Below are 22,707 nucleotides of genomic sequence, written 5' to 3'. Positions count from 1 at the left end.
TTTTTATTAAAAATAATTACTGAAAGTAAAAAAATGGTAACTAATCTGTGGTTAAAGCCACCCAGTGCTATTATTGGACTAGCTTTACCATATTAATATTAAAAATAAATGAATAACAAAATTGCCGAAAGCCAGTCTAGATCAAATTACGCCGTTCCCTTAGTTACCATTACCCTTTTATTCTTCATGTGGGGATTCATCACCTGCATGAACGATATTTTGATTCCATACTTGAAGCAGCTTTTTAAATTGAGCTTTTTTGAATCTATGCTGGTGCAATTTTGTTTCTTTGGAGCTTATTTCGTCGGATCATTAATTTATTTCCTAATTTCTTATACCAAAGGCGACCCAATTAATAAAGTGGGTTATAAAAAAGGAATTTTATTCGGTATTGTACTTGCAGCAATCGGTTGTGCTTTATTTTTTCCTGCGGCTACCTACTCTGTATATCCACTGTTTTTAGGTGCGTTATTTGTACTTGGATTGGGTTTTACTGTTTTACAGATTACGGCCAACGCTTATGTTTCTTTATTAGGACCTGAGGATAGTGCATCCAGCCGTTTAAATTTAACACAGGCTTTTAATGCTTTCGGAACCACAATTGCCCCAATCTTAGGTGGTCATCTTATTTTTGAATTCTTTTCTGAAGCTGATGGCAGTTTCAGTGCTTCCGCAACACGTATTCCTTATTTAATATTTGCAGGCATCTTGTTGCTTGTGGGTTTGCTTATTTTTTATGTAAAACTTCCATCTTTCCAGCCTGAAGAAGAGGAACAAGTAAAAGGTTTGGGCGTATTAAAATTTCCACATTTAACCAGGGGAATCGTAGCTTTATTTTGCTATGTTGGTGCAGAGGTGGCTGTGGGTAGCTTTATCATCAGCTTTTTAAGGTTGCCTGAAATAACCGGATTGGATGAGGTGGTGAGTAAAAATTACCTGTCACTTTACTGGGGTGGAGCAATGATTGGCCGTTTTGTAGGGTCAATTTCTCTAAACCACACCCTAAGTCAGTCAAAAAAAATCATTTACATGTTGGGTACAGCTATTTCGGTTTTTGCCTTAATTTATGGTATTGTAGATTTAACTTTTGCACAGATCAGTTTCTTTTTGGCATTTATCGCACTAAATTTCCTTGGATTTTTAATCGGAAAATCAGCGCCAGCCAGAACTTTGGCTATTTTCTCTGCCATTAATGTGTTGTTGTTAGTATCAGCAATGGTAAATAAAGGTGAATTGGCGATGTACAGCGTTTTAGGTATCGGAATTTTCAACTCCATTATGTTCTCCAACATTTATACGCTATCAATTGCTAAATTGGGTGCATATACCAGTCAGGGCTCTTCTTTACTGGTGATGGCCATTTTAGGCGGTGCCATTATGCCGCTTATTCAAGGTGCCGTAGCCGATAAAATTGGTGTTCACCATTCATTTATTCTGCCATTGGTGTGCTACCTTTTTATTTTGTATTTCGGTATTTATTGCTCAAAAAGATTAAAAGGCATTGAGCAAACAAGTATAAAATCTGGACATTAATATTCTATTTACGTCATTCCCGCGCAGGCGGGAATCTTAATGCATAATTAACTGGCATTAAGATTCCCAATCAAGTTGGGAATGACGATTCTCTGGGTATGTGTCTAGGTGACTATTCCTTTAAGCAAATAATTCTTAAACCCTTCAAAATCCACACCCAACTGATCAGCATGTTTAGGTTTATTTTCTAAAGCTTTTACCTGTTCAGGGATTTCAATTTTAGCAGCGATACCCACAGGAAATATATCAGGAAACTTGCAAGCGTGTGCAGTAGATAAGAAAACAGCAGCACTTTCATCAGTTGGTTTTTCATTTCTGTATTTTTCAATAGCCAAATAAGCTATCGCAGTATGCGGACAGGCTACATAATTGAGTTTACCATCTAGCACTTTTATTCCTTCCAGTGTTTCTTCGTCAGTAAAGCGATATGAGGTAACCACCTTTTTAATGCTTTCAATATCCTGATCAAACAAATCCATAATGCGTACCCAATTACTTGGTGCACCAACATCCATGGCGTTGGAGTAAGTTTGTGTTGATGGTTTAGTTTCATAAACACCACTTTCTAAAAAGCGTGGTACTGTATCGTTTACATTAGTGGCTGCTATAAACTGTTTAACAGGTAAACCCAGCTTATAGGCCAATAAGCCAGCACCAATATTTCCGAAATTGCCACTTGGCACCGAAAATACTACATCAGTTAAACCTTGCTTTTTCAGTTGGGCATACGTATTGAAATAATAAAATGTTTGTGGGATCAATCGGGAGATGTTAATCGAATTGGCAGAGGTTAATCTGAATTTTGCATTCAGTTCTGTATCTGCAAATGCTTGTTTAACCAGAGCCTGGCAATCGTCAAAAGTTCCTTTTACCTCCACGGCCCTAATGTTTTCGCCATTGGTTGTTAACTGTAATTCCTGTATCGGGCTCACTTTTCCTTCAGGGTAAAGAATTGTTACCCTCGTGTTTGGTACACCTAAGAAACCCAATGCTACAGCACCACCGGTATCGCCTGATGTAGCTACCAGAACATCTAAAAGTTGTTCGCCATCCTTTAAAAAATATGCCATCACACGACTCATAAAACGGGCGCCAAAATCTTTAAATGCTAACGATGGTCCGTGGAACAATTCGAGCACAAAAGTTTTATCATCCAATTTTACTGCAGGTGCTTCAAAGTTAATGGCATCATCAATTAAAGCTTTTAAATCTTCAGAAGGAATTTCATCTTTTAATAAAGTTGAAGCTATTTTGTAAGCAATTTCTGGTAGCGAATATTTCTCGATATTTTCGATAAAATCTGCATCAAGCTGCGGAATTTCTACAGGCATATATAAGCCTTTGTCCTGGGGCATGCTGTTAAAAACGGCTTCTTTGAAAGAAACACGTAAATCTTTATTGTTAGTTGAGTATAGTTTCATTCTAAGGTTTAGGGTTTAGGGTGTAAGGTTTAGGGTTATGGCGCAGAGTACAAGCCTACGCCTTAAGCTTTCTCCTTAAGCCTTATTTACATCACTCGTGGTCCTTCCGCATTAACCGGAGACACAAAAGCTTTGCTGTTAATATTTATTTTATGTAAGTGCTGTTGTTGTGATTTGGTTATTTTTCTGGCGGTTTCTTCGTCTTTAGTTAAGGCAAAAACAGAAGGACCAGAACCCGAAATTCCGAAACCGATTGCGCCGTTTTCCATCGCCAGTTTCCTCATTTCTTCAAAACCTGGTATCAGGATCGAACGTGTTGGCTCTACCAGAACATCTTTCATGCTTCGTCCGATCAGGTCGAAATCGTTCATAAACAATCCGCTTACCAAACCCGCCACATTTCCCCATTGTGTAACGGCATCTTTTAAGGCCACTTTACTGCGGATCATCTGGCGTGCATCTTTGGTTGGCACATCCACCTCCGGATATACAATCGCGGCATACATGCCAGCTGGTGTAGGTAAAGAAATCACATCTAATGGTTCATAACTTCTTACCAGTACAAAACCACCCAATAGGGCAGGCGCAACATTATCGGCATGGCCATAACCACAGGCCAGTTCTTCACCTTTCATCGCAAATGGAACAAGTTCAGTTGCAGTTAATAAATCGCCCATTAATTTGTTAATGGCAAAAAGTCCTGCAACTGTACTGGCTGAGCTCGATCCCAATCCGCTACCAATTGGCATTTTCTTATGGAGTTCAATCTCTACGCCAATATCTAAGCGGTTGATATGCTGTAAATAATGTTGAACACTGGCACTTACGGTATTTTTCGCTGCGTCTAAAGGCAAACGGCCATCATCGCCAGTAATTTTTTTAATCACTACACCAGGAGTATCTATAAATCGCATTTCAACTTCATCGCCAGGCTCGTTTACAGCGAAACCCAGTACATCGAAGCCACAAACTACATTTGCAACAGTTGCCGGAGCGAAAACTTTTATACTATTTTTCATTATTATTATTGGCTTATCTATTTATTTAAAGTACCTACATTAATGATATCGGCAAAAACACCAGCAGCCGTAACTTCGGCACCTGCACCAGGGCCTTTTACCACCAACGGCCGCGATTTATATCGATCAGTAGTGAACGAGATAATATTATCGCTTCCTGATAACATATAGAATGGATGACTATCATCAACCATTTGCAGGCTGATTTCTACATTTCCATCTTCTAACTTGCCGATGTAGCGCAAAACTTTTCCATCATTGGCTGCGGTATTCTTTAAATTTTCAAAATAAGCTGCATTTGCCTTCAGTTCCGAATAGAAATCCTCTACTGAAGTTGCATTTAAACAAGCTTCAGGCAAAATGTTGTCGATTTTTACATCGCTCGCTTCCAATGGATAACCTGCATCACGGGCCAGGATCAGCATTTTACGCATAAAATCTTTTCCATTTAAGTCATCACGTGGATCTGGTTCAGTATAACCCAGTTCCTGCGCTTCCTTTACCGTTTCGTAAAAACCCGCATCACCTTTAAAATTATTGAAGATGTAAGAAATGGTTCCTGATAAAATGGCTTCAATGCGTGCAACCTTATCACCGCTCATCATCAACTCGCGCAGAGTACGGATAATCGGCAAACCTGCACCTACATTGGTTTCATAATAAAAATCGACACCAAACTTACGGGCTGTATCTTTAAATGATTTATACTGGGCAAAATCAGCTGAGTTACCTTTTTTATTACAGGTTACCACCGAAATGCTGCTTTCGAATATGTCCTGGTAAAATTCAATTGGCGATTCCGCAGCAGTATTATCCACAAATACGCAATTTGGGAGATTCAAAGCTTTCATTTTGGCTACAAAGCCTGCTAAATCCGCAGTTTCACCTTGCGTGTTTAATTCAGTTTCCCAATTTTCCAGTGAAAGGCCATCAGCATTGAAAATCATGTTACGGGTGTTGCTTATACCAGCTACTTTTACCTGTAAATCGTTATTTGCTGCTAAGAAAGGCATCTGCTCTTTTAACTGATTAAACAATGTTTTTCCAATATTACCTGTACCTAAACAAAAAACGTTCAATGTTCTTTTCAGGTCTGTAAAAAAAGCATCATGGACGGCATTAACCGCTTTCGATAAATCATCTTTACTAATAATTACCGAGATATTATATTCAGAAGAACCTTGTGCAATGGCCCTCACATTAATACCGTTACGCCCTAAAGCACTGAACAAACGTCCGCTCATGCCTGGTGTACGTTTCATATTTTCGCCCACTATTGCCAAAACTGCCAGGTTGTTTTCAACTTCAGGCAACTCTAATTTCTTTGCGTCCAGTTCAAGCTCAAATTCTTTTTTGATTAAAGCAATTGCCTGCGAAGCATCTGTTGGTTTAACTGCGAAAGTAATGCTATGCTCTGATGAAGATTGAGTTATCAACACCACATTGATCTGCTCGCGCGATAGAAGCGAGAATAACCTGCCGCTAAAGCCTGCCTTGCCCACCATACCGCTTCCGGTTAAGTTGATAATACTGATATGATCAATAGATGAAATACCTTTTATTGGTAAACTTGATGCTTTAACATCACTTTTAATATTTGTTCCGGCAAAATCTGGCTCAAAAGTATTTTTAATTACAATCGGAATTTTCTTCATAAAAGCTGGAATCATTGTAGGCGGATAAATAACTTTCGCGCCAAAATAACTCAGCTCCATGGCTTCGGTATAACTTAACTCTGGCAAAGAAAATGCTTTTTTCACAATGCGTGGGTCTGCCGTCATCATGCCGTTTACATCTGTCCAGATTTCTATTTCTTCCGCATTTAAAGCTGCACCCCAAACCGCTGCTGTATAATCAGAACCACCGCGACCTAAAGTAGTAACCCTGCCTGCGGCATTACTCGCAATAAAACCAGTAACAAAAAGTACTTTATTTTTATTTTCCTGGTAAAAATTGTTGATGAGCATTTCGGTTAATTCCGTATCCACTTTCGCCTGACCAAAATTGCTGTCAGTTTTAATCAACTCAGATCCATTAACATAAAGTGCGTCGCCAATATTTTGCGAGGCGATATGGCTGATCATGAAAGTAGAACAGCGCTCGCCATAACTTAAAATCTGATCTTTGGTTTGCAAACTTAGTTCACGCAAGTTGGTTACCGCCTGCAACAAATCTTCCAATTCGTTAAAAAAGATCTTTAAGCGGGTAAATACCGGGTTTTGTGCAGCAGCTGGTAAAAGTGCGCGGATTACAGCAAAATGTTTTGCTTCAATTTCTTTTAAATGGGTGTCGTAATCCTCGCCACGCTCAGCCATTTCGGCCATATCGGTAAGCAGATTGGTTACACCACTCATTGCCGATAATACAACTACCGGGCTATTCTTCTGTTTTTCTTCGCCAACCAGGCGCAAGAGCGTTTTAATGTTCTCGGCCGAACCTACGGATGTGCCGCCGAATTTAAGTACTTTCATTAGTTTATATTGGTTTTAACTGTTTGATACTGTGTAAATTTTTTCATTGTTTAAGGGTGCTCGTACAGCTTTCAATCAGCTTGGGTTAAAAAAAAAGCGTCCCGATTTTCATCGGGACGCTCTCTGTGTTTTATGTTTTTTCAATTTACAACAAATTAGCCCCGCTGGTTTATACCGGTGGTAATAATAATCGTTGTAATAATCGAAGTGTTAAAATTCATCTTGTCTTTGTGTACTTTGTACACCGTAAAGTAGGAGATTATTTTTTTAAAATGCAAATGTTTTTTGATTTTTATTTCGAAATTTTTATTAAAACGTTTAAGTAGATGAAATAGACGAATTATTTTTTAATAATGGAAAGGTGCCCAAAAGATCTTTTTTTGATGCCTACTTTAGGCATTAGATATGCTAAATCTGTTATTTGGAAACAGCGGAAATATATACGTTTAGCTTTCAACAGTTTTAATCTAAAAAATCAAGCTCAATTCCATTTTCACAAATAACAATTGAACCCTTATCGTACTTCAAATAATTTTTGGAAATTAACATTACCTCTTTACAATCTTTTAATTCATTTCTACATACAAGCTTCCTCTCGAAGCAGATTTTCAACCTATAAGTACATTGCTCTCCGGCTATCATCAAAATTTTAGCAAACTAAAACCATTTACCAAATTGTACTTAGTGTAATTTTTAATATTTTTTATGCTTGTAAAATCAGTTGTAAATAGCTGTAAATAAAATATTTACATAATAGTGTATTTGCTACAATATGTAAAAATTTACGCTTTAAAACTAGCTTTTCTGGAAGATAAGTCTTTACCTTTGCTGTACTAACTAACTTATTGTTATGAGCAAAAAGAAACTGCAAACGCCGGATTTAAGCTATTTAAATCTAGGCGGAAACATTGCTGTAAAGTACCAATTATCTCCAACGGAATTAATTGATGACGCCTTATTAAATAAAGAAGGTACGCTGGCTTCTTCCGGAGCATTGGCGGTTGATACCGGAAAATTTACCGGGCGATCGCCTAAAGACCGCTTTATTGTGTGCGACGAAGTTACAGAAGATGAGGTTTGGTGGGGAGATGTAAACATTAAAATCAGTCCTGAAAAATTCGACCAGCTGTTTTACAAGCTTACCAGCTATCTTGAAGATAAAAAAATCTATGTTCGCGATGCATCTGCCTGTGCCAATCCGGATTATTCGATTTCCATCAGGGTGATTACAGAAACCGCTTACCAGAATCTTTTTGCCCATCACTTATTTATCCGCCCTGAAGAAGATCAGCTTGGTATAACGCCAGAGTGGACCATCATTGCTGCACCAGGCTTTTTGGCCGATCCTGCAATTGATGGCACCAGGCAGGAAAACTTTTCTATAATCAATTTTACAAAGAAAATGATCTTGATCGGTGGAACAGGTTATACCGGCGAAATTAAAAAAGGGATTTTCTCAGTTTTAAATTTTATTCTTCCAGTATATAAGCATACACTTTCTATGCATTGTTCAGCCAATGTGGGTAAAGATGGAGATACCGCTGTATTTTTTGGCCTCTCGGGCACTGGGAAAACAACTTTGTCTGCCGATCCCGAAAGAGGGCTTATCGGAGACGACGAACATGGTTGGGGCAATGATTCTGTTTTTAACTTTGAAGGTGGTTGCTACGCCAAATGTGTTGATTTAACGGAAGAGAAAGAACCGCAGATATATAAGGCAATCAGATTTGGGTCCTTATTAGAGAATACCAATTTTTTCCCAGGTACTGAAAACGTTGATTATAGCAATATCTCCAAAACGGAAAATACCCGCGTAGCTTACCCGATAAACTATATCGACAATGCAATTTTACCTTCCATAGCCTCAGTTCCTAAAAACATATTTTTTTTAACAGCAGATGCATTCGGCGTGTTGCCACCAATTTCTAAACTGAATGTAGAACAAGCCATGTTCCACTTTATGAGTGGGTATACCGCTAAAGTTGCAGGAACAGAAACCGGTGTTACCGAGCCACAATTAACTTTTTCAGCCTGTTTCGGTAAAGCGTTCCTCCCATTACACCCTTCAAGATACGCTAATTTATTGGGCGAAAAGATGAAGAAACACGAAGTAAATGTTTGGCTGGTAAATACAGGATGGAGTGGAGGCGCTTACGGCGTGGGCAAAAGAATGAAGTTGAGTTATACCAGGGCAATGATCAGTGCGGCATTGAACGGAGATCTCGAACACAATAATTATAAACAGCACCATGTGTTTAAATTAATGATGCCGTTAAATTGTCCGGGAGTTCCGAATGATATTTTAGACCCCTCCAAAACATGGGATAATCAGGAAGAATATTATTTTAAGGCTTATCAACTTGCAGATGCCTTTTCAGAAAATTTCAGGCAGTTCGAACTGACAAAAGTATCAAAAAGCAGACACGCAGCGTTAAAATTATGTTAAATGCACTTTAAAATGCATTTTTTGAGAGAAAAATTTGCAATTCGATTTTTTTTTAGTTTTTATTGTGAAAGAATTGCCTCGGCTGGGGCAATTTTTTTGTTATACACCCTTGGTGGTTTACCGAAACTAAATTCTAAGTAACGATTTAATTGCTTATTGATTTATTAATTTGTAATTTAAAATCAATTTATAAATTTGTTTTTCGCAACAATTTCGGATAAGAAACGTTGTGTGTAGTACAAAAGAAAAAAAACAGCTAAAAATTAAAAACAAGAACTAAAACTAAAATTTCAAAAAAAATGGCAAACGCACCAAAACCAACAACTGTTAAAAAAGAGAGCTCTTCTAGTGCTTCAAATGTATTTGCAACATTCGTTATTCCAATCTGTATTGTTATTGGATTCTGTGTTTGGAGATTCGTATTCGGAGAAGGAAGTAACTTTATCGATGGCGACAGAGAGAAATTACCATTACCTGGTAACTATCTTGGAACAGCATACAAAGGAGGCCCGATTGTGGCCATCTTAGTTGGATTACTATTAGTAGTAATTGTATTCTCTATCGAACGTTTCATCGTTATTGGTAAAGCAAGTGGAAAATCTAGCTTAGATACTTTCATCCGCAAAGTACAAGGTTTATTAAGCGCAGGTAACATCGAAGCTGCAAAAGCTGAGTGTGATAAACAAGAAGGTTCAGTTGCTAATGTAATTAAATCAGGCTTGAAAAAATACAGCGAAGTTGAAGCAGATACCAACATGGATGTTGAGCAATCAATCGTTGCAATCCAAAAAGAGGTTGAAGAAGCTACAGCTTTAGAAATGCCAATGTTAGAGCAAAACTTAACTGTAATTGCAACTTTGGTATCAATCGGTACATTGGTAGGTTTATTGGGTACAGTAACAGGTATGATCCGTGCATTCGCCGGTTTAGCAAACTCTGGTGCTCCAGATCAGTCAGCATTAGCGGTAGGTATCTCTGAGGCATTGATCAACACTGCAACAGGTATCTTGGTATCAACTGTAGCAATTATCATGTACAACATATTAACTTCTAAAATTGACAAGTTAACTTACGCAATCGATGAGGCTGGTTTCAGCATCGTTCAAACATACGCTAGTTCGCATAAATAAGAATTTTGAAAAAATTTTTACCGGCTTTATGGAAAACCGGAAAAAAGATCATCATTATTAAAAACTAGTAAAAAATATTATGCCTAGAATTAAAGTTAAAAGAACAAGTACAGTAACAGATATGACCGCCATGTGTGATGTGGCCTCATTGTTACTTACTTTCTTCATCTTAACTGCTACTGCAAGGCAACCAGAACCACTAGCCGTTTCTACACCTTCATCTACATATGAATTTAAGGTGCCGGCAGAAAACAATGCGATTTTAACCATCGGCCAGGGTAAGGTTTTCTTTGAAGTAGCAGGAAATAATGTAAGAAGAAGAACATTAGAACTAATGGGCGAGCAATACAGTGTAAAGTTTACACCTGATGAACTTCAACGTTTCTCAGTAATATCAACTTTCGGTGTGCCGTTTGCAAGTTTAAAAGGATTTATCGCTATGAATGGATCGGATCGTATGAAACCAGGCGTACAAACTGGTATCCCTACAGATTCTACCGATAACCAATTAAACTCATGGGTTTTAAATGCTCGTAAAGCAACTAAAGAAATAAATAATCAGGATATGCGCGTTAGTATCAAAGGTGATGCTAAAGAAGAATATCCAGTTGTGAAAAAGATTATTGATGTGCTTCAGAAACAAAGTGTAAACAAATTTTTATTGGTTACTAACTCTGAAGCTAAAAAGAAATAAGAAATGGCAGAATTAAATACAGGCGGGAAGAAAGCCACACCAAGGGTTGATATGACTCCGATGGTGGATCTAATGTTTCTTTTGGTAACATTCTTTATCTTAACTACATCAATATCTACACCACAAGCGATGGATATTGCAAAACCAGATAAGAATGAGAAGTTACCTGAAAACAGACTAGAGCTGAAAGCAAGTAAAACCATGACTATCTTATTAGGTAAAAAGGATAAGATAGCTTGGTACATGGGCGTTGCAGGTGAAACAGCACCAACAATCGAATCAGGCTCACAAGTGGAAGCTGCTATTGTTAAAAATAGAAAAACAGCAGATGCATCAGGCGTTCCGGGAGATTTCGTAGTACTGGTTAAACCAACTACAGGATCAACTTTCCAGAACTTTGTTGACATTATGGATGAACTGGAAATTCTTAAAATTAAGGTTCGTCAGATTGATGATGATAATATCCTTGATAGCGAGAAAAATTTCATGAAAGAGCAAGGAATTTTATAATCAATAAAACCAATAGTTATGTCGAAGTTAGATATATTCAGAAAAGAATGGCTTGAAGTGGTTTTTGCAGATAAAAACAAAACCTATGGTGCGTACCAGTTGCGTAAAACCAATGGTGCAAATACCTCAAAAGCATTAATTATTGGCTCTATAATATTTCTAGTGTTATTTTTCTCTCCGAAAATCTATAGCCTTATCAAAGGTTCTATGGAGCATGAAGATGAGCAATTAAAAGCACAGGAAGTAATTTTAGCGCCGCCACCACCAGTGGATCCTAAAACACCACCTCCACCACCGGTAGAGCCACCGCCACCCAAAGTTGACCAGGTGAAAATGCCACCTCCAATTGTAAAACCGGATATCGAGGTTCGTGATGAACCACCTACGGTAGAAAAATTGAAGGAAGCAGATCCAGGTCAGAGAGATATCAAAGGTGACCCAACAGCAGATATTGTTATTGCTGAACCAGTAGGTGAAGGACCAAAAAGAGAAGCTGCTGTTGCAGTTGATGATAATAAAGTTTATGACTTTGTTAGTATCGAGAAACAACCAGAATATCCAGGAGGTATTGCAAAATTCTATAAGTACTTAGGAGGAGCAATTAAATATCCACCAATGGCACAAGAAAACAACGTACAGGGTAAAGTATTTTTATCTTTCGTTGTAGAAAAAGATGGTAAATTAACAGATATCCAGGTTACCCGTGGTTTGGGTAGCGGAACTGATGAAGAAGCTATCCGTGTATTGAAAGCTAGTCCACGTTGGAACCCAGGTATCCAAAATGGTAAGCCGGTAAGGGTAAAATACAACATCAACGTTAACTTTACATTGAACTAATAGTAGATGTTAAATTTTGATATTTTTAAGCAAAAATCGCCTAAACAGCGGTTTTTGCTCATTTTAGGCCTTGTCATGTTTGTCTTTTACGTGGTATTGGGGCTAGCCTTCATGTTCTGGGAACCGATAGCATTACGTTTACCAGGGATTCCGCAATGGGGTAGAATCGCAATAGGGATCTTTTTAATTATTTATGCTTTTGTAAGACTTTTAAGCCTGAGCAGGCGAGATTAATCAATGAGAAACTTCCTATTTATATTTCTAATTCTGGCTCTTGTTTCTTGCAAACGTAAAAACAAAGCTGAAGCAATTAAAGAAACCAGAACAAGCGGTACACTTAAAATGCTGGTTGATGAAAGCGTTGGGCCAATTGTAAAAGACCAGATTGATATATTTAGTCTTGATTACCCACAAGCGAAATTTGAGACCACAGTAAAACCCGAACAAAAACTTCTGCCTGCCTTTTTAAACGATAGCGTAAGAGTAATTGTGTTGCCAAGGTTATTGACTAAAGCTGAAGAAAAATATTACAACCAACGTAATATCAAAATAAATACCTCAAGGTTTGCTGTAGATGGTATTGCTTTAATTACAAATCAGGGCAATATTGATAGTACAATAAACGTTAAAGATGTGATTGATATATTACAGGGGAAGAAATCAGATAAAAAATTGGTCTTTGATAACGCTTATTCAAGTACCTTTCAGTATTTTAAAGAACTGGCTAAAATCAGTCAATTTCCTACTACAGGCGTTTACTCTAAAAATTCTAGCAACGAAGTGATCAAACTTATTGCAGAAGATAAAAATTTTATTGGTATTTTGGGCGTAAATTGGATTACCAATAAGAATACTGAAGTGAGTGAATACCTCTCGCAGGTGAAAGTGTTAGGTGTAAAGAATGTGAAAGGTGCTCCAGGTGATGATAAATATTATAAACCAACTCAGGATAATCTGATTAATGGCGTTTATCCTTTCTTAAGAAATATAAATATCATAGATTGCGAAGGAAGAGATGGTTTAGGCACAGGATTTGCAACATGGTTAAGAAGTCAGAGAGGGCAATTGATTGTACTTAAATCAGGACTTGGTCCACATAAATTAATGCCAAGACAAATTAACCTGACAAAATAGAATTAAATTAGAAAACTATAAATTGAACCACGAAGTAAATCTAAAGAGACACTTCATTTTTATTAAATAAAAAAACAGAATATCCGATGAAAATTTTAAAGAAAGCAATAACCTTAAATGTAGGTTTAGTGTTGATGGGTTCTGCAGTTTTTGCTCAAGATTTAAATGACGCGAAAAAAGCCATTGACGCTGAACAGTATCAGAAAGCATCATCAATGCTTAAATCATTGGTGAGCTCAAAAGCATCAGATGGTAATAACTATTACAATCTTGGTTTGGTTTATTTGAAAACCGGTTATATCGACTCAGCAAGAGCCGTATTTACCAAAGGTATTACCGCTGATCCTAAAAACAACTTAAACCTTATTGGTTTAGGTGAAGCAGATATGTTGTCTAACAACCCTACTTCTGCTAAAACTAATTTTGATAAAGCTGTAGCATTAGCTGCAAAGGACTACAAAACCTATTTGTATATCGGTAAAGCATATTTAGCTCAGGATAAACCTAGTGATGATGTATCTAAACCAGATTTTACAAATGCTTTAGCTAATATTACAAAAGCAGATGAGTTAGATTCGAAAGACAAGGATGCAGAAGTTTTCTTGGCATTGGGAGATGCTTATGCTTTGCAAAAGAAAAATTCTGAAGCATTAGGTCCGTATATGCGTGTTGGTGATGTGGATCCAAACAACAGAAGAGCCAAAACTCAGATTGGTAAAATGTATAAAGAATCAAGGGCCTTTCCTGAAGGAGAAAAAGAATTGTTGGATGTAATTGCTGCTGACGCAAATTATGGTCCGGCTTATCGCGAATTAGGTGAGTTATATTTACAATGGAGTAGCTTTGGTGTTGATAAAGAAAAAGCAGCAAAAGGCATCGAGAATTATAAAAAATACATGGATTTAACTGATAAATCTTTGGAATCTCAATTGCGTTATGCTCAGTTCTTATTTTATGCAAAAGATTTTAAAACTCTTGAGCAAGTAGCTACTTCTTTACAGGTTCCAGCAAATGATCCTAAAGGAATTGTTGTTTCAAGATTAAAAGGTTGGGCCGCTTACGAAAACAAAAATTATCCTCAAGCGCTAACTTACATGACTGAGTTTTTTGCCAAAGAAAAAGATAAGTCTAAAATTTTAGGTAATGATTACCTTTATTTGGGTAAATCTCAATTGCAAGCTGGTCAGGATAGTTTAGCTGTAATGAACATTATTGAGGCTGCTAAAATAGACTCAACAAATGCAGATGCTTTAGCTGAGGCTGGTTTATCTTTGATGAAAGCTAAAAAATATGCTAAATCAGCTGAAATTTTCCAAATGGCTATTAAATATAATCCTAACGGAAAAGGTTCACTTACCAATTATTACTATTTAGGTCAAACTAGGTTTTACGAAGCTTATATCGCTCAAAAAGAGAAAAAACCTTTTAATACAGCAGCTTTAGTTGAAGCGGATTCTGCATTAAGTCACTTAGCTAAAGTTTCTCCTGACTTTGCTTTGGGTTATTTCACTAGAGGAAGAATAGCCAATTTAATTGATGATAAAACTAATCCTAAAGGAACTGGTATCCCATATTTTGAAAAATATGTGAGTTTAGTTAAGCCTGAGGAAGTAGCAGCAAACAAAACAAATTTATCTGAATCATATAACAATATTGGTGCTTGGTATTCTGATAAGGATAAGGCAAAAGCAATAGATGCATTCACTAAAAGTTTAGCACTTGATCCTGCAGATACTTACGCAGCAGCTAGATTAAAAGAACTGCAGTCACCTGCTTCTGCTCCAAAAGCAAAAGGTAAAGGTAAATAATTAAAAAAGTTAAATAATTTAGAAAAGGCAGAGTTTGGTTACTCTGCCTTTTTCTTTTACTTTTGCAACAAAAAAATAAATAATATGCAAGCGCAAAGTTCGGCCATAGATTTTTTACCAATTATATTTCAAGTAATTGTAGCTTTAGGTTTCGTGGTAACCACATTGGTTGCTACACACTTTTTAGGTCCAAAGCGTAAAACACTCGATAAATTGGAAACTTTTGAGGCTGGTGTTAAATCTGTTGGTAATGCCCGTCAGCCTTTCTCCATCAAATATTTCGTTGTAGCGATCTTATTTGTGCTTTTTGATGTGGAGGTAATCTTTATGTATCCATGGGCAGTTAATTTTCGTGCATTAAAGATGGATGGCATGATCGAAATGTTTATTTTTATGGGTACATTATTACTTGGTTTCATTTACGTAATTAAGAAAAAAGTTTTAGACTGGAACTAGTTCAGTCGGCAACTATCAGTTTGCAGCGGGCAGTTTACGGTTGTCAGTTTTGAAACTGTAAACTGAAAATTAAGAACCGAAAACTGCATGTGTATCCTGAACACTAACTGTATCTGTTTTCAAGTTATTTAGAAAGGTTCTAAATCTGGTAATCCTAGTTTAATTGCCTTTAAAATATTGTAAATTTGTTGCTCATTCTGCAAAGGGATGAGCATTTTTTGTTTATAAACATGAGTGAAATTAATATAGTTGATGCGCCTCCAGGAATAGAAGGATCTGGCTTCTTTGCCACTTCTCTTGATAAAGTGATCGGTTTGGCTCGCTCAAATTCATTATGGCCATTGCCTTTCGCAACCTCTTGTTGTGGAATTGAGTTTATGGCAACCATGGGTTCTCACTACGATCTTGGTCGTTTCGGTGCCGAACGCTTGAGTTTTTCTCCCCGTCAGGCAGATGTTTTAATGGTTATGGGAACTATCGCTAAAAAGATGGCTCCGGTATTAAAGCAGGTTTATATCCAAATGGCAGAGCCTCGTTGGGTTATGGCTGTTGGTGCTTGCGCAAGTAGTGGTGGTATTTTCGATACGTATTCCGTTCTGCAAGGTATTGATGAGGTTATTCCTGTGGATGTTTATGTTCCGGGTTGCCCACCAAGACCAGAAGCCATTTTAGATGGTTTTCAACGTATTCAGGATTTGGTGAAAAACGAATCTGGCAGAAGAAGAAATTCTGATTATTACAAAGATCTTTTAGGTCAATACGGCATTAAATAATGGAAGAAACGACGTTAAATAACGACATCCACGTAAAACTAACTGAAAAGTTTGGCGAAAAAGTTACTGCTGTTTCTGAGCCGTATGGTTTATTAACCTTTGTAACCTACAAAGATGTTATCATCAATGTGCTTTCACATCTAAAAGAAGAATTAAAATTTAATTTCCTTACTGATATTACTGCAGTTCACTATCCAGGTAAAGAACATGGCATTGCCGTTGTTTATCATTTACACAACATGGTAGAGAAGCAAAGGATCAGGATTAAAGTTTTTATTTCAGAACAAAATCCAACCATTCCAACCGCAACAAATGTTTGGAAAGGTGCCAATTGGATGGAGCGCGAAACTTACGATTTATTTGGAGTTAAGTTTGAAGGGCATCCTGATCTTCGCCGTATTTTAAATATGGACGATTTAGGCGTACACCCGATGCTGAAACAATATCCATTGGAAGATCCGAACAGAGTAGATAAAAAAGACGAATTTTTTGGAAGGTAAATTATGAATCATAACCATCCGGTATTTACAGATAACGATCCGCAAAGTGAGCTGGTAACCCTAAACTTAGGTCCAACTCACCCTGCAACACACGGCGTTTTTCAAAACGTTTTGCAATTAGATGGCGAACGTATTGTTAGCGGCGTTTCTACAATTGGGTATATCCACCGTGCTTTCGAAAAGATTGCCGAGCATCGCCCATTTTACCAAATTACACCACTTACTGACCGTTTAAATTATTGCTCTTCGCCTATTAACAATATGGGGTGGCACATGACGGTTGAGAAATTGTTAAATATTCAAATGCCGAAACGTGTAGATTATCTTAGGGTAATCATCATGGAGCTTTCGCGTATTGCCGATCACATTATCTGTAACACCATTATTGGTCAGGATACCGGAGCAACTACCACTTTCTTGTATCTTTTCCAATTTCGTGAACATATTTACGAGATTTTTGAAGAAGTTTGCGGAGCACGTTTAACTACAAATATTGGCCGCATTGGTGGTTTTGAAAGAGATTTCAATGATATCGCATTTGCTAAAATTGATAAGTTTTTAAAAGAATTTCCAAAGGCTTTAAAGGAGTTCGAAAACTTGTTAAGCCGTAACCGTATTTTTATTGATAGAACGGCTGGTGTAGCAGAGGTAACCAAAGAAACTGCTTTAGAATACAGCTGGACAGGCCCGCTTCTGCGTGCAACCGGTGTAGATTATGATGTGCGTGTAAGTGATCCATATTCTTCTTATCAGGATTTCGATTTTGAAGTACCTGTAGGAACAAGTGGTGATATTTACGACAGATATTTGGTGCGTAATGAAGAAATGTGGCAAAGTGTGCGCATTATCGAACAGGCAATTGTGAAATTAAAAACAGAGCCAAAAGGTATTTTTCATGCAGATGTTCCTGAGTTTTATCTTCCTCCAAAACAAGAAGTTTACAACAATATGGAAGCATTGATCTATCACTTTAAAATTGTGATGGGTGAAATTGATGCCCCAAAAGCTGAAGTTTATCATGCTGTTGAAGGTGGAAATGGCGAGTTAGGTTTTTATCTTATTAATGATGGCGGCCGTACCCCATATCGTTTGCACTTCCGCAGACCAAGTTTTATAAACTACCAGATGTTTGCACCAATGAGCGAAGGCATGTTATTGTCTGATGCCATTATCAATATGAGTAGTATGAATATTATTGCAGGAGAATTAGATGCTTAAAGTAGAAGAACAAACACCTGTAGTGTTTTCGTCAGAATTGATAGCCAAATTTGATGAGGTAAAAAGCCGTTATCCGGCAGATAAGAGCAAATCGGCCTTACTACCACTTTTGCATTTGGTACAGGCTGAATTTCTTTGGGTACCAACATCGGCTATGGATAAAGTTGCCGAGTATTTATGTATTCAGCCGATTGAAGTTTACGAAGTGGCAACGTTTTATACCATGTACTTTTTAAAGCCACAAGGTAAATATGCTTTGGAGGTTTGTCGTACAGGGCCTTGCTGCCTGGTAGGTGCCGAAAAAATATTAAACCACTTGGAAAACAAGTTAGGTGTTAAAGAAGGTGAAGTTACTGCCGATGGTTTGTTCAGCTTTAGAGGAGTTGAATGTTTAGCTGCCTGTGGTTTTGGTCCGGTATTACAAATTAGCCCGGAATATACTTTCTACGAAAACCTTACCGAGGCAAGTGTAGATAAATTGATTGAAGATTTGAAAATTAAGTCTTAAGTCGAGAGTCTTAAGTTGAGAGTCGTTATGACTTAAGACTATGGACTATGGACTACAGACTATAGACTAATTAAAATGTCTCGAAAACTGTTACTTGAGCATATAAACGTACCAGGCATCAATACACTTGAAGTCTACCGTCAAAAAGGCGGGTATCGTGCTGTGGAAAAAGCCCTTAAAACTTTAACTCCTGAAGAGATTGTTGAAGAAGTTAAGAAATCAGGCTTACGCGGTCGCGGAGGTGCGGGTTTCCCAACGGGGATGAAATGGAGCTTTTTGGCCAAGCCAGAAGGTGTTGCGCGCTATTTAGTTTGTAATGCTGACGAATCTGAACCAGGAACTTTTAAAGACCGTTATTTAATGACTTATATTCCCCATGCATTAATTGAGGGAATGATCGTGTCGAGTTTCGCATTAGGTGCTAAGGTTTCTTATATCTACGTACGTGGCGAGATGATGCCTCAGATCCGCATTTTAGAAAAAGCAATTGCTGAAGCTAAAGCTGCCGGATGGTTGGGTAAAAACATTTTAGGATCAGGTTACGATTTAGAGTTATATGTTCAGCCAGGTGGAGGTGCTTACATCTGTGGTGAAGAAACTGCTTTGTTAGAATCGCTAGAGGGCAAGAGGGGTAATCCCCGCATTAAACCGCCTTTCCCTGCAATTGCAGGTTTGTACGGTTGCCCTACAGTGGTAAACAATGTTGAATCGATTGCTGCAGTGGTACCGATTATCAATGATGGTGGAGATGAATATGCAAAAATAGGTATTGGTAGAAGTACAGGCACAAAGTTAATTTCTGCATCAGGTAATTTAGTAAAACCTGGCGTTTATGAAATAGAATTGGGATTACCAGTTGAAGAGTTTATTTACTCTGACGAATATTGTGGTGGTATTGCCAATGGAAAACGCTTAAAAGCAACAGTTGCAGGTGGATCATCTGTGCCTATCCTTCCAGCTAATTTAACTTTAAAATATGCTAACGGTGAACCTCGTTTAATGAGTTATGAATCGTTATCAGAAGGTGGATTTGCTACTGGTACCATGATGGGATCTGGTGGTTTTATTGCTTTTGACGAGGATCAGTGTATTGTTCGTAATAGCTGGAATTTCGCACGTTTCTATCACCACGAAAGCTGTGGACAGTGTTCACCTTGCCGTGAAGGTACTGGATGGATGGAGAAAGTGTTGCACAAAATCGAACACGGCCATGGAAAAATGGAAGATGTTGATTTATTGTGGGATATCCAACGTAAAATTGAAGGAAACACCATCTGCCCATTAGGAGATGCTGCAGCCTGGCCAGTAGCCAGTGCAATCCGTCACTTCAGAGATGAATTTGAATGGCACATTAAAGAGCCGGTTAAGAGCCAGAGCCAGAATTATGGTATTGCAAATTATGCAAATCCGATTGAGAAAGCTCCGGTAACTGAAGAGAAATAAAATCATAAGGGCGCATTTTGCGATTTTAGAATTTTAGTTCGTTATTTTGGTGTATTGAACTGGTCGCAATTTGCGACCACCTTGAATATTTAAATTTAAAACCTAAGGTCACAATTTTTGATCTTAGAAATAAAAGTATTAATATATGCCAAAAGAAGATATATCATTAATTCCAACAGAAATGATTCTTAATAAGATATTTCTACTCAGAGAGGAAAAAGTGATGCTTGATTTTCAATTGGCCGAATTTTATAATATAGAAAATAGAGCTTTAAAACAGGCTGTAAGAAGAAACTTAGATTTGTTTCCAGATGATTTCATGTTCATCTTGTCAGAAATAGAAGTTGAGATTATGGTATCACAAAATGTGATACCTTCAAGACAAAGTTTGGGAGGAGCGAATCCTTTTGCATTTACAGAAACTGGTGTGGCAATGCTATCAAGTATTCTTAAAAGTAAAAAAGCAAGAGAAATAAATATTTCTATTATGAGAGCTTTTGTTGCACTACGTAAAATGGTTTTAAGCAATGCAGAATTACGGTTAGAAGTAGAAAAGATTAAAAAGGAAGTAGATAATCAAGATAAAAATATTGAAGTCATATTCAGATATTTTGATGAATTACTGGAACAGAAAGCAGAACCAAGAAAGCAAATTGGTTACAAAGTCTCGAAAGAGAAGTAATAAATTATAAAAAAAGATTGCTTCGTGCTTCGTAATGACGGCATGAGCATAAAAAATAAAAAGAATATCATTAACCATGAGTGAAAAAGTTAAGGTTACGATAGATGGGATAACAGTAGAGGTTGATAACGGAACAACCATTCTGAATGCTGCAAGGCAAATCGGAGGGGATATTGTTCCGCCAGCAATGTGCTATTACTCTAAATTACAAGGCAGTGGTGGTAAATGCCGTACCTGCATTGTAAAAGTGACTAAAGGTTCGGAGAAAGATCCACGCCCTATGCCTAAATTAGTGGCTTCTTGCCGCACAACGGTAATGGATGGGATGGAAGTGCTTAACATTACTTCGCCAGAAGTTTTGGAAGCGCGTGCTGGAGTTGTAGAGATCTTATTGATTAACCACCCGTTAGATTGCCCTGTTTGTGACCAGGCAGGAGAGTGCGATTTACAGAATTTAGGTTACGAGCACGGCTTGCAAAAAACACGTTATGAGTTTGAGCGCCGTACTTTTGAGCGAATCGATATCGGTGATAAGATCCAGTTGCACATGAACCGCTGTATATTATGCTACCGTTGCGTTTTCACAGCTGATCAGATTACAAATAAACGTGTTCACGGTATTTTAAACCGTGGCGATCACTCAGAAATTTCTACATATATTACCCAGGCAGTTGATAACGATTTCTCAGGAAATGTAATTGATGTTTGCCCTGTAGGTGCTTTAACAGATAAAACTTTCCGTTTTAAAAATCGTGTTTGGTTTACCAAACCTGTTGACGCACACCGCGATTGCGATCACGAAAAATGCAATGGTAAAGTAACCCTTTGGTATAAAGGAGCAGATGTTTTACGTGTTACTGCACGTAAAGATCAGTTTGGAGAAGTAGAAGAGTTTATCTGTAATACTTGCCGCTTTGATAAAAAAGCAACGGCTGATTGGGTAATCGAACACCCTACTCATATTGATGATACTTCGGTAATTGCATCAAACCACTACGAAACATTAAAACCTTTGCACGTTATTCAGCCAAATGAGGCACTACAAGCTGCAAATGAAATTGAATTACATAAAACAGTTAAATACTAATGGATAGCGCTTTTGTTATAGAAAAATTTATCCTGGTAGCTGTAATTTTCGGCATCAGTTTAGTTATTGCCATGTATTCTACTTATGCAGAACGTAAAGTTGCCGCATATTTACAAGATCGTTTAGGACCAGACAGAGCTGGCCCCTTTGGTATTTTACAACCGCTGGCAGATGGTGTTAAAATGTTTATGAAAGAAGAAATTATTCCAACATCATCAAACAGATTTTTATTTATCGCCGGCCCGGGTTTGGCATTGCTTTGTGCCTGTATTGGTACTGCAGTAATTCCTTGGGGAAGCCCGGTTTTAATTGCAGGCAAAACGGTTTCCTTACAGGTAGCTGATATCAATGTAGGTGTTTTGTATATTTTTGGAGTGGTTTCCCTAGGTGTTTATGGTGTAATGATCGGTGGATGGGCATCAAATAACAAGTACTCATTATTAAGTGCAATCCGTGCAGCATCACAAAACATCAGTTATGAAATTGCAATGGGATTATCAATTATCGCTTTGCTTTTAATGACGAATACGCTAAGCTTAAAAGAAATTGTTGATCAGCAACATGGTTGGAGATGGAATGTGTTATATCAGCCACTTGGATTCATCATTTTTATGGTGTGTTCTTTTGCAGAAACCAATCGTGCCCCGTTCGACTTACCCGAGTGTGAAACTGAGCTGATTGGTGGTTATCATACCGAATATTCTTCAATGAAATTGGGTTTTTACCTATTTGCGGAGTATATCAATATGTTTGTATCATCTGCTGTTATGGCAGCCTTATATTGGGGTGGTTACAATTATCCCGGTATGGATTCTATGGCGGTATGGTTAGGACCAACCTGGGCACCCCTTTTTGGTACAGCAGTTTTCTTTGCTAAAATATGCATATTCATCTTTTTCTTCATGTGGGTACGTTGGACAATCCCTCGTTTCCGTTACGATCAATTGATGAATTTAGGTTGGAAAGGTTTAATACCTTTGGCAATTGCCAATATTATAATAACAGGTGTTGTGATTGCGATTATTGAGAAGTTTTAA

20 protein-coding genes are annotated in these 22,707 nt (G+C 37.6%); 17 read left to right on the top strand and 3 right to left on the bottom strand.

The features are described 5' to 3' along the window. Positions 1-108 precede the first annotated feature (108 nt). Positions 109-1,533: a sugar MFS transporter gene (locus tag ASE74_RS11565; protein WP_055908863.1), complete on the top strand. Its 1,425-nt coding sequence runs from the start codon at positions 109-111 to the stop codon at positions 1,531-1,533. A gap of 104 nt (positions 1,534-1,637) precedes the next feature. On the opposite strand, the gene thrC is transcribed toward ASE74_RS11565, so the two are convergent. From thrC to thrA, 3 genes are all read right to left on the bottom strand, one after another. Continuing rightward, positions 1,638-2,954, bottom strand: coding sequence for a threonine synthase (gene thrC, locus ASE74_RS11560; RefSeq protein WP_055908860.1), 1,317 nt, complete (start codon positions 2,952-2,954; stop codon positions 1,638-1,640). Between the two features lie 86 nt (positions 2,955-3,040). After that, complete coding sequence (locus ASE74_RS11555; protein ID WP_055908857.1) at positions 3,041-3,973, bottom strand: homoserine kinase; 933 nt, start codon at positions 3,971-3,973, stop codon at positions 3,041-3,043. 17 nt (positions 3,974-3,990) lie between these two features. Continuing rightward, entirely contained in the window at positions 3,991-6,444 is a 2,454-nt protein-coding gene (gene thrA, locus ASE74_RS11550; protein ID WP_055908855.1) for a bifunctional aspartate kinase/homoserine dehydrogenase I, read from the bottom strand. Positions 6,445-7,294: 850 nt separating this feature from the next. Here thrA and pckA point away from each other — a divergent pair. The 16 genes from pckA to nuoH all read left to right on the top strand — a co-directional run bounded on the left by pckA (position 7,295) and on the right by nuoH (position 22,707). Then, positions 7,295-8,890, top strand: a complete 1,596-nt coding sequence (gene pckA / locus ASE74_RS11535; protein ID WP_055908844.1) for a phosphoenolpyruvate carboxykinase (ATP) — start codon at positions 7,295-7,297, stop codon at positions 8,888-8,890. A 299-nt stretch (positions 8,891-9,189) separates the two neighbouring features. Continuing rightward, a complete protein-coding gene (locus tag ASE74_RS11530; RefSeq protein ID WP_055908841.1) occupies positions 9,190-10,020 on the top strand; it encodes a MotA/TolQ/ExbB proton channel family protein in 831 nt (276 codons plus the stop codon). A 79-nt stretch (positions 10,021-10,099) separates the two neighbouring features. Continuing rightward, positions 10,100-10,714, top strand: coding sequence for a biopolymer transporter ExbD (locus tag ASE74_RS11525; RefSeq protein WP_055908838.1), 615 nt, complete (start codon positions 10,100-10,102; stop codon positions 10,712-10,714). A gap of 3 nt (positions 10,715-10,717) precedes the next feature. After that, a complete protein-coding gene (locus ASE74_RS11520; RefSeq protein WP_055908835.1) occupies positions 10,718-11,224 on the top strand; it encodes a biopolymer transporter ExbD in 507 nt (168 codons plus the stop codon). Between the two features lie 18 nt (positions 11,225-11,242). After that, the gene (locus ASE74_RS11515) at positions 11,243-12,061 is read left to right on the top strand and encodes an energy transducer TonB (protein WP_055908833.1); all 819 of its coding nucleotides are present in this window, start codon (positions 11,243-11,245) and stop codon (positions 12,059-12,061) included. Positions 12,062-12,298: 237 nt separating this feature from the next. Next, on the top strand, positions 12,299-13,195 hold the full coding sequence (locus ASE74_RS11505) for a PstS family phosphate ABC transporter substrate-binding protein (protein WP_055908826.1): 897 nt from the start codon (positions 12,299-12,301) through the stop codon (positions 13,193-13,195). Between the two features lie 86 nt (positions 13,196-13,281). Beyond that, the gene (locus ASE74_RS11500) at positions 13,282-15,003 is read left to right on the top strand and encodes a tetratricopeptide repeat protein (protein WP_055908824.1); all 1,722 of its coding nucleotides are present in this window, start codon (positions 13,282-13,284) and stop codon (positions 15,001-15,003) included. An 84-nt stretch (positions 15,004-15,087) separates the two neighbouring features. Next, the gene (locus ASE74_RS11495; RefSeq protein ID WP_055908820.1) at positions 15,088-15,459 is read left to right on the top strand and encodes an NADH-quinone oxidoreductase subunit A; all 372 of its coding nucleotides are present in this window, start codon (positions 15,088-15,090) and stop codon (positions 15,457-15,459) included. 230 nt (positions 15,460-15,689) lie between these two features. Then, on the top strand, positions 15,690-16,232 hold the full coding sequence (locus ASE74_RS11490; protein WP_055908818.1) for an NADH-quinone oxidoreductase subunit B: 543 nt from the start codon (positions 15,690-15,692) through the stop codon (positions 16,230-16,232). After that, entirely contained in the window at positions 16,232-16,732 is a 501-nt protein-coding gene (locus ASE74_RS11485) for an NADH-quinone oxidoreductase subunit C (RefSeq protein WP_055908814.1), read from the top strand. The genes ASE74_RS11490 and ASE74_RS11485 overlap by 1 nt, the downstream gene beginning before the upstream one ends. A 3-nt stretch (positions 16,733-16,735) precedes the next feature. After that, complete coding sequence (locus ASE74_RS11480) at positions 16,736-17,950, top strand: NADH-quinone oxidoreductase subunit D (protein ID WP_055908811.1); 1,215 nt, start codon at positions 16,736-16,738, stop codon at positions 17,948-17,950. Beyond that, complete coding sequence (gene nuoE / locus ASE74_RS11475; RefSeq protein ID WP_055908809.1) at positions 17,943-18,458, top strand: NAD(P)H-dependent oxidoreductase subunit E; 516 nt, start codon at positions 17,943-17,945, stop codon at positions 18,456-18,458. Before ASE74_RS11480 ends, nuoE begins: the two co-directional genes overlap by 8 nt. Positions 18,459-18,533: 75 nt before the next feature. Next, positions 18,534-19,901 carry an NADH-quinone oxidoreductase subunit NuoF gene (gene nuoF, locus ASE74_RS11470; protein ID WP_055908805.1) on the top strand — a complete coding sequence of 456 codons (1,368 nt, stop codon included), beginning with the start codon at positions 18,534-18,536 and terminating at the stop codon, positions 19,899-19,901. Between the two features lie 145 nt (positions 19,902-20,046). Continuing rightward, the gene (locus ASE74_RS11465; protein WP_055908802.1) at positions 20,047-20,583 is read left to right on the top strand and encodes an ORF6N domain-containing protein; all 537 of its coding nucleotides are present in this window, start codon (positions 20,047-20,049) and stop codon (positions 20,581-20,583) included. Positions 20,584-20,659: 76 nt separating this feature from the next. Next, a complete protein-coding gene (locus ASE74_RS11460; protein ID WP_029274750.1) occupies positions 20,660-21,670 on the top strand; it encodes a 2Fe-2S iron-sulfur cluster-binding protein in 1,011 nt (336 codons plus the stop codon). Beyond that, complete coding sequence (nuoH, locus tag ASE74_RS11455) at positions 21,670-22,707, top strand: NADH-quinone oxidoreductase subunit NuoH (protein WP_055908799.1); 1,038 nt, start codon at positions 21,670-21,672, stop codon at positions 22,705-22,707. The genes ASE74_RS11460 and nuoH overlap by 1 nt, the downstream gene beginning before the upstream one ends.

Source organism: Pedobacter sp. Leaf216, assembly GCF_001421515.1.
In the GTDB taxonomy this organism is placed as follows: Bacteria; Bacteroidota; Bacteroidia; order Sphingobacteriales; family Sphingobacteriaceae; genus Pedobacter.
Note: the sequence above shows the minus strand (reverse complement) of the source record. Positions and strands in the feature narration are given on the sequence as shown.

Excerpts from the sequence above, each read along its gene's own strand:
- ASE74_RS11565 (WP_055908863.1), top strand. The coding sequence starts at position 109 with ATGAATAACAAAATTGCCGAAAGCCAGTCTAGATCAAATTACGCCGTT.
- thrC (WP_055908860.1), bottom strand. The coding sequence starts at position 2,954 with ATGAAACTATACTCAACTAACAATAAAGATTTACGTGTTTCTTTCAAA.
- ASE74_RS11555 (WP_055908857.1), bottom strand. The coding sequence starts at position 3,973 with ATGAAAAATAGTATAAAAGTTTTCGCTCCGGCAACTGTTGCAAATGTA.
- thrA (WP_055908855.1), bottom strand. The coding sequence starts at position 6,444 with ATGAAAGTACTTAAATTCGGCGGCACATCCGTAGGTTCGGCCGAGAAC.
- pckA (WP_055908844.1), top strand. The coding sequence starts at position 7,295 with ATGAGCAAAAAGAAACTGCAAACGCCGGATTTAAGCTATTTAAATCTA.
- ASE74_RS11530 (WP_055908841.1), top strand. The coding sequence starts at position 9,190 with ATGGCAAACGCACCAAAACCAACAACTGTTAAAAAAGAGAGCTCTTCT.
- ASE74_RS11525 (WP_055908838.1), top strand. The coding sequence starts at position 10,100 with ATGCCTAGAATTAAAGTTAAAAGAACAAGTACAGTAACAGATATGACC.
- ASE74_RS11520 (WP_055908835.1), top strand. The coding sequence starts at position 10,718 with ATGGCAGAATTAAATACAGGCGGGAAGAAAGCCACACCAAGGGTTGAT.
- ASE74_RS11515 (WP_055908833.1), top strand. The coding sequence starts at position 11,243 with ATGTCGAAGTTAGATATATTCAGAAAAGAATGGCTTGAAGTGGTTTTT.
- ASE74_RS11505 (WP_055908826.1), top strand. The coding sequence starts at position 12,299 with ATGAGAAACTTCCTATTTATATTTCTAATTCTGGCTCTTGTTTCTTGC.
- ASE74_RS11500 (WP_055908824.1), top strand. The coding sequence starts at position 13,282 with ATGAAAATTTTAAAGAAAGCAATAACCTTAAATGTAGGTTTAGTGTTG.
- ASE74_RS11495 (WP_055908820.1), top strand. The coding sequence starts at position 15,088 with ATGCAAGCGCAAAGTTCGGCCATAGATTTTTTACCAATTATATTTCAA.
- ASE74_RS11490 (WP_055908818.1), top strand. The coding sequence starts at position 15,690 with ATGAGTGAAATTAATATAGTTGATGCGCCTCCAGGAATAGAAGGATCT.
- ASE74_RS11485 (WP_055908814.1), top strand. The coding sequence starts at position 16,232 with ATGGAAGAAACGACGTTAAATAACGACATCCACGTAAAACTAACTGAA.
- ASE74_RS11480 (WP_055908811.1), top strand. The coding sequence starts at position 16,736 with ATGAATCATAACCATCCGGTATTTACAGATAACGATCCGCAAAGTGAG.
- nuoE (WP_055908809.1), top strand. The coding sequence starts at position 17,943 with ATGCTTAAAGTAGAAGAACAAACACCTGTAGTGTTTTCGTCAGAATTG.
- nuoF (WP_055908805.1), top strand. The coding sequence starts at position 18,534 with ATGTCTCGAAAACTGTTACTTGAGCATATAAACGTACCAGGCATCAAT.
- ASE74_RS11465 (WP_055908802.1), top strand. The coding sequence starts at position 20,047 with ATGCCAAAAGAAGATATATCATTAATTCCAACAGAAATGATTCTTAAT.
- ASE74_RS11460 (WP_029274750.1), top strand. The coding sequence starts at position 20,660 with ATGAGTGAAAAAGTTAAGGTTACGATAGATGGGATAACAGTAGAGGTT.
- nuoH (WP_055908799.1), top strand. The coding sequence starts at position 21,670 with ATGGATAGCGCTTTTGTTATAGAAAAATTTATCCTGGTAGCTGTAATT.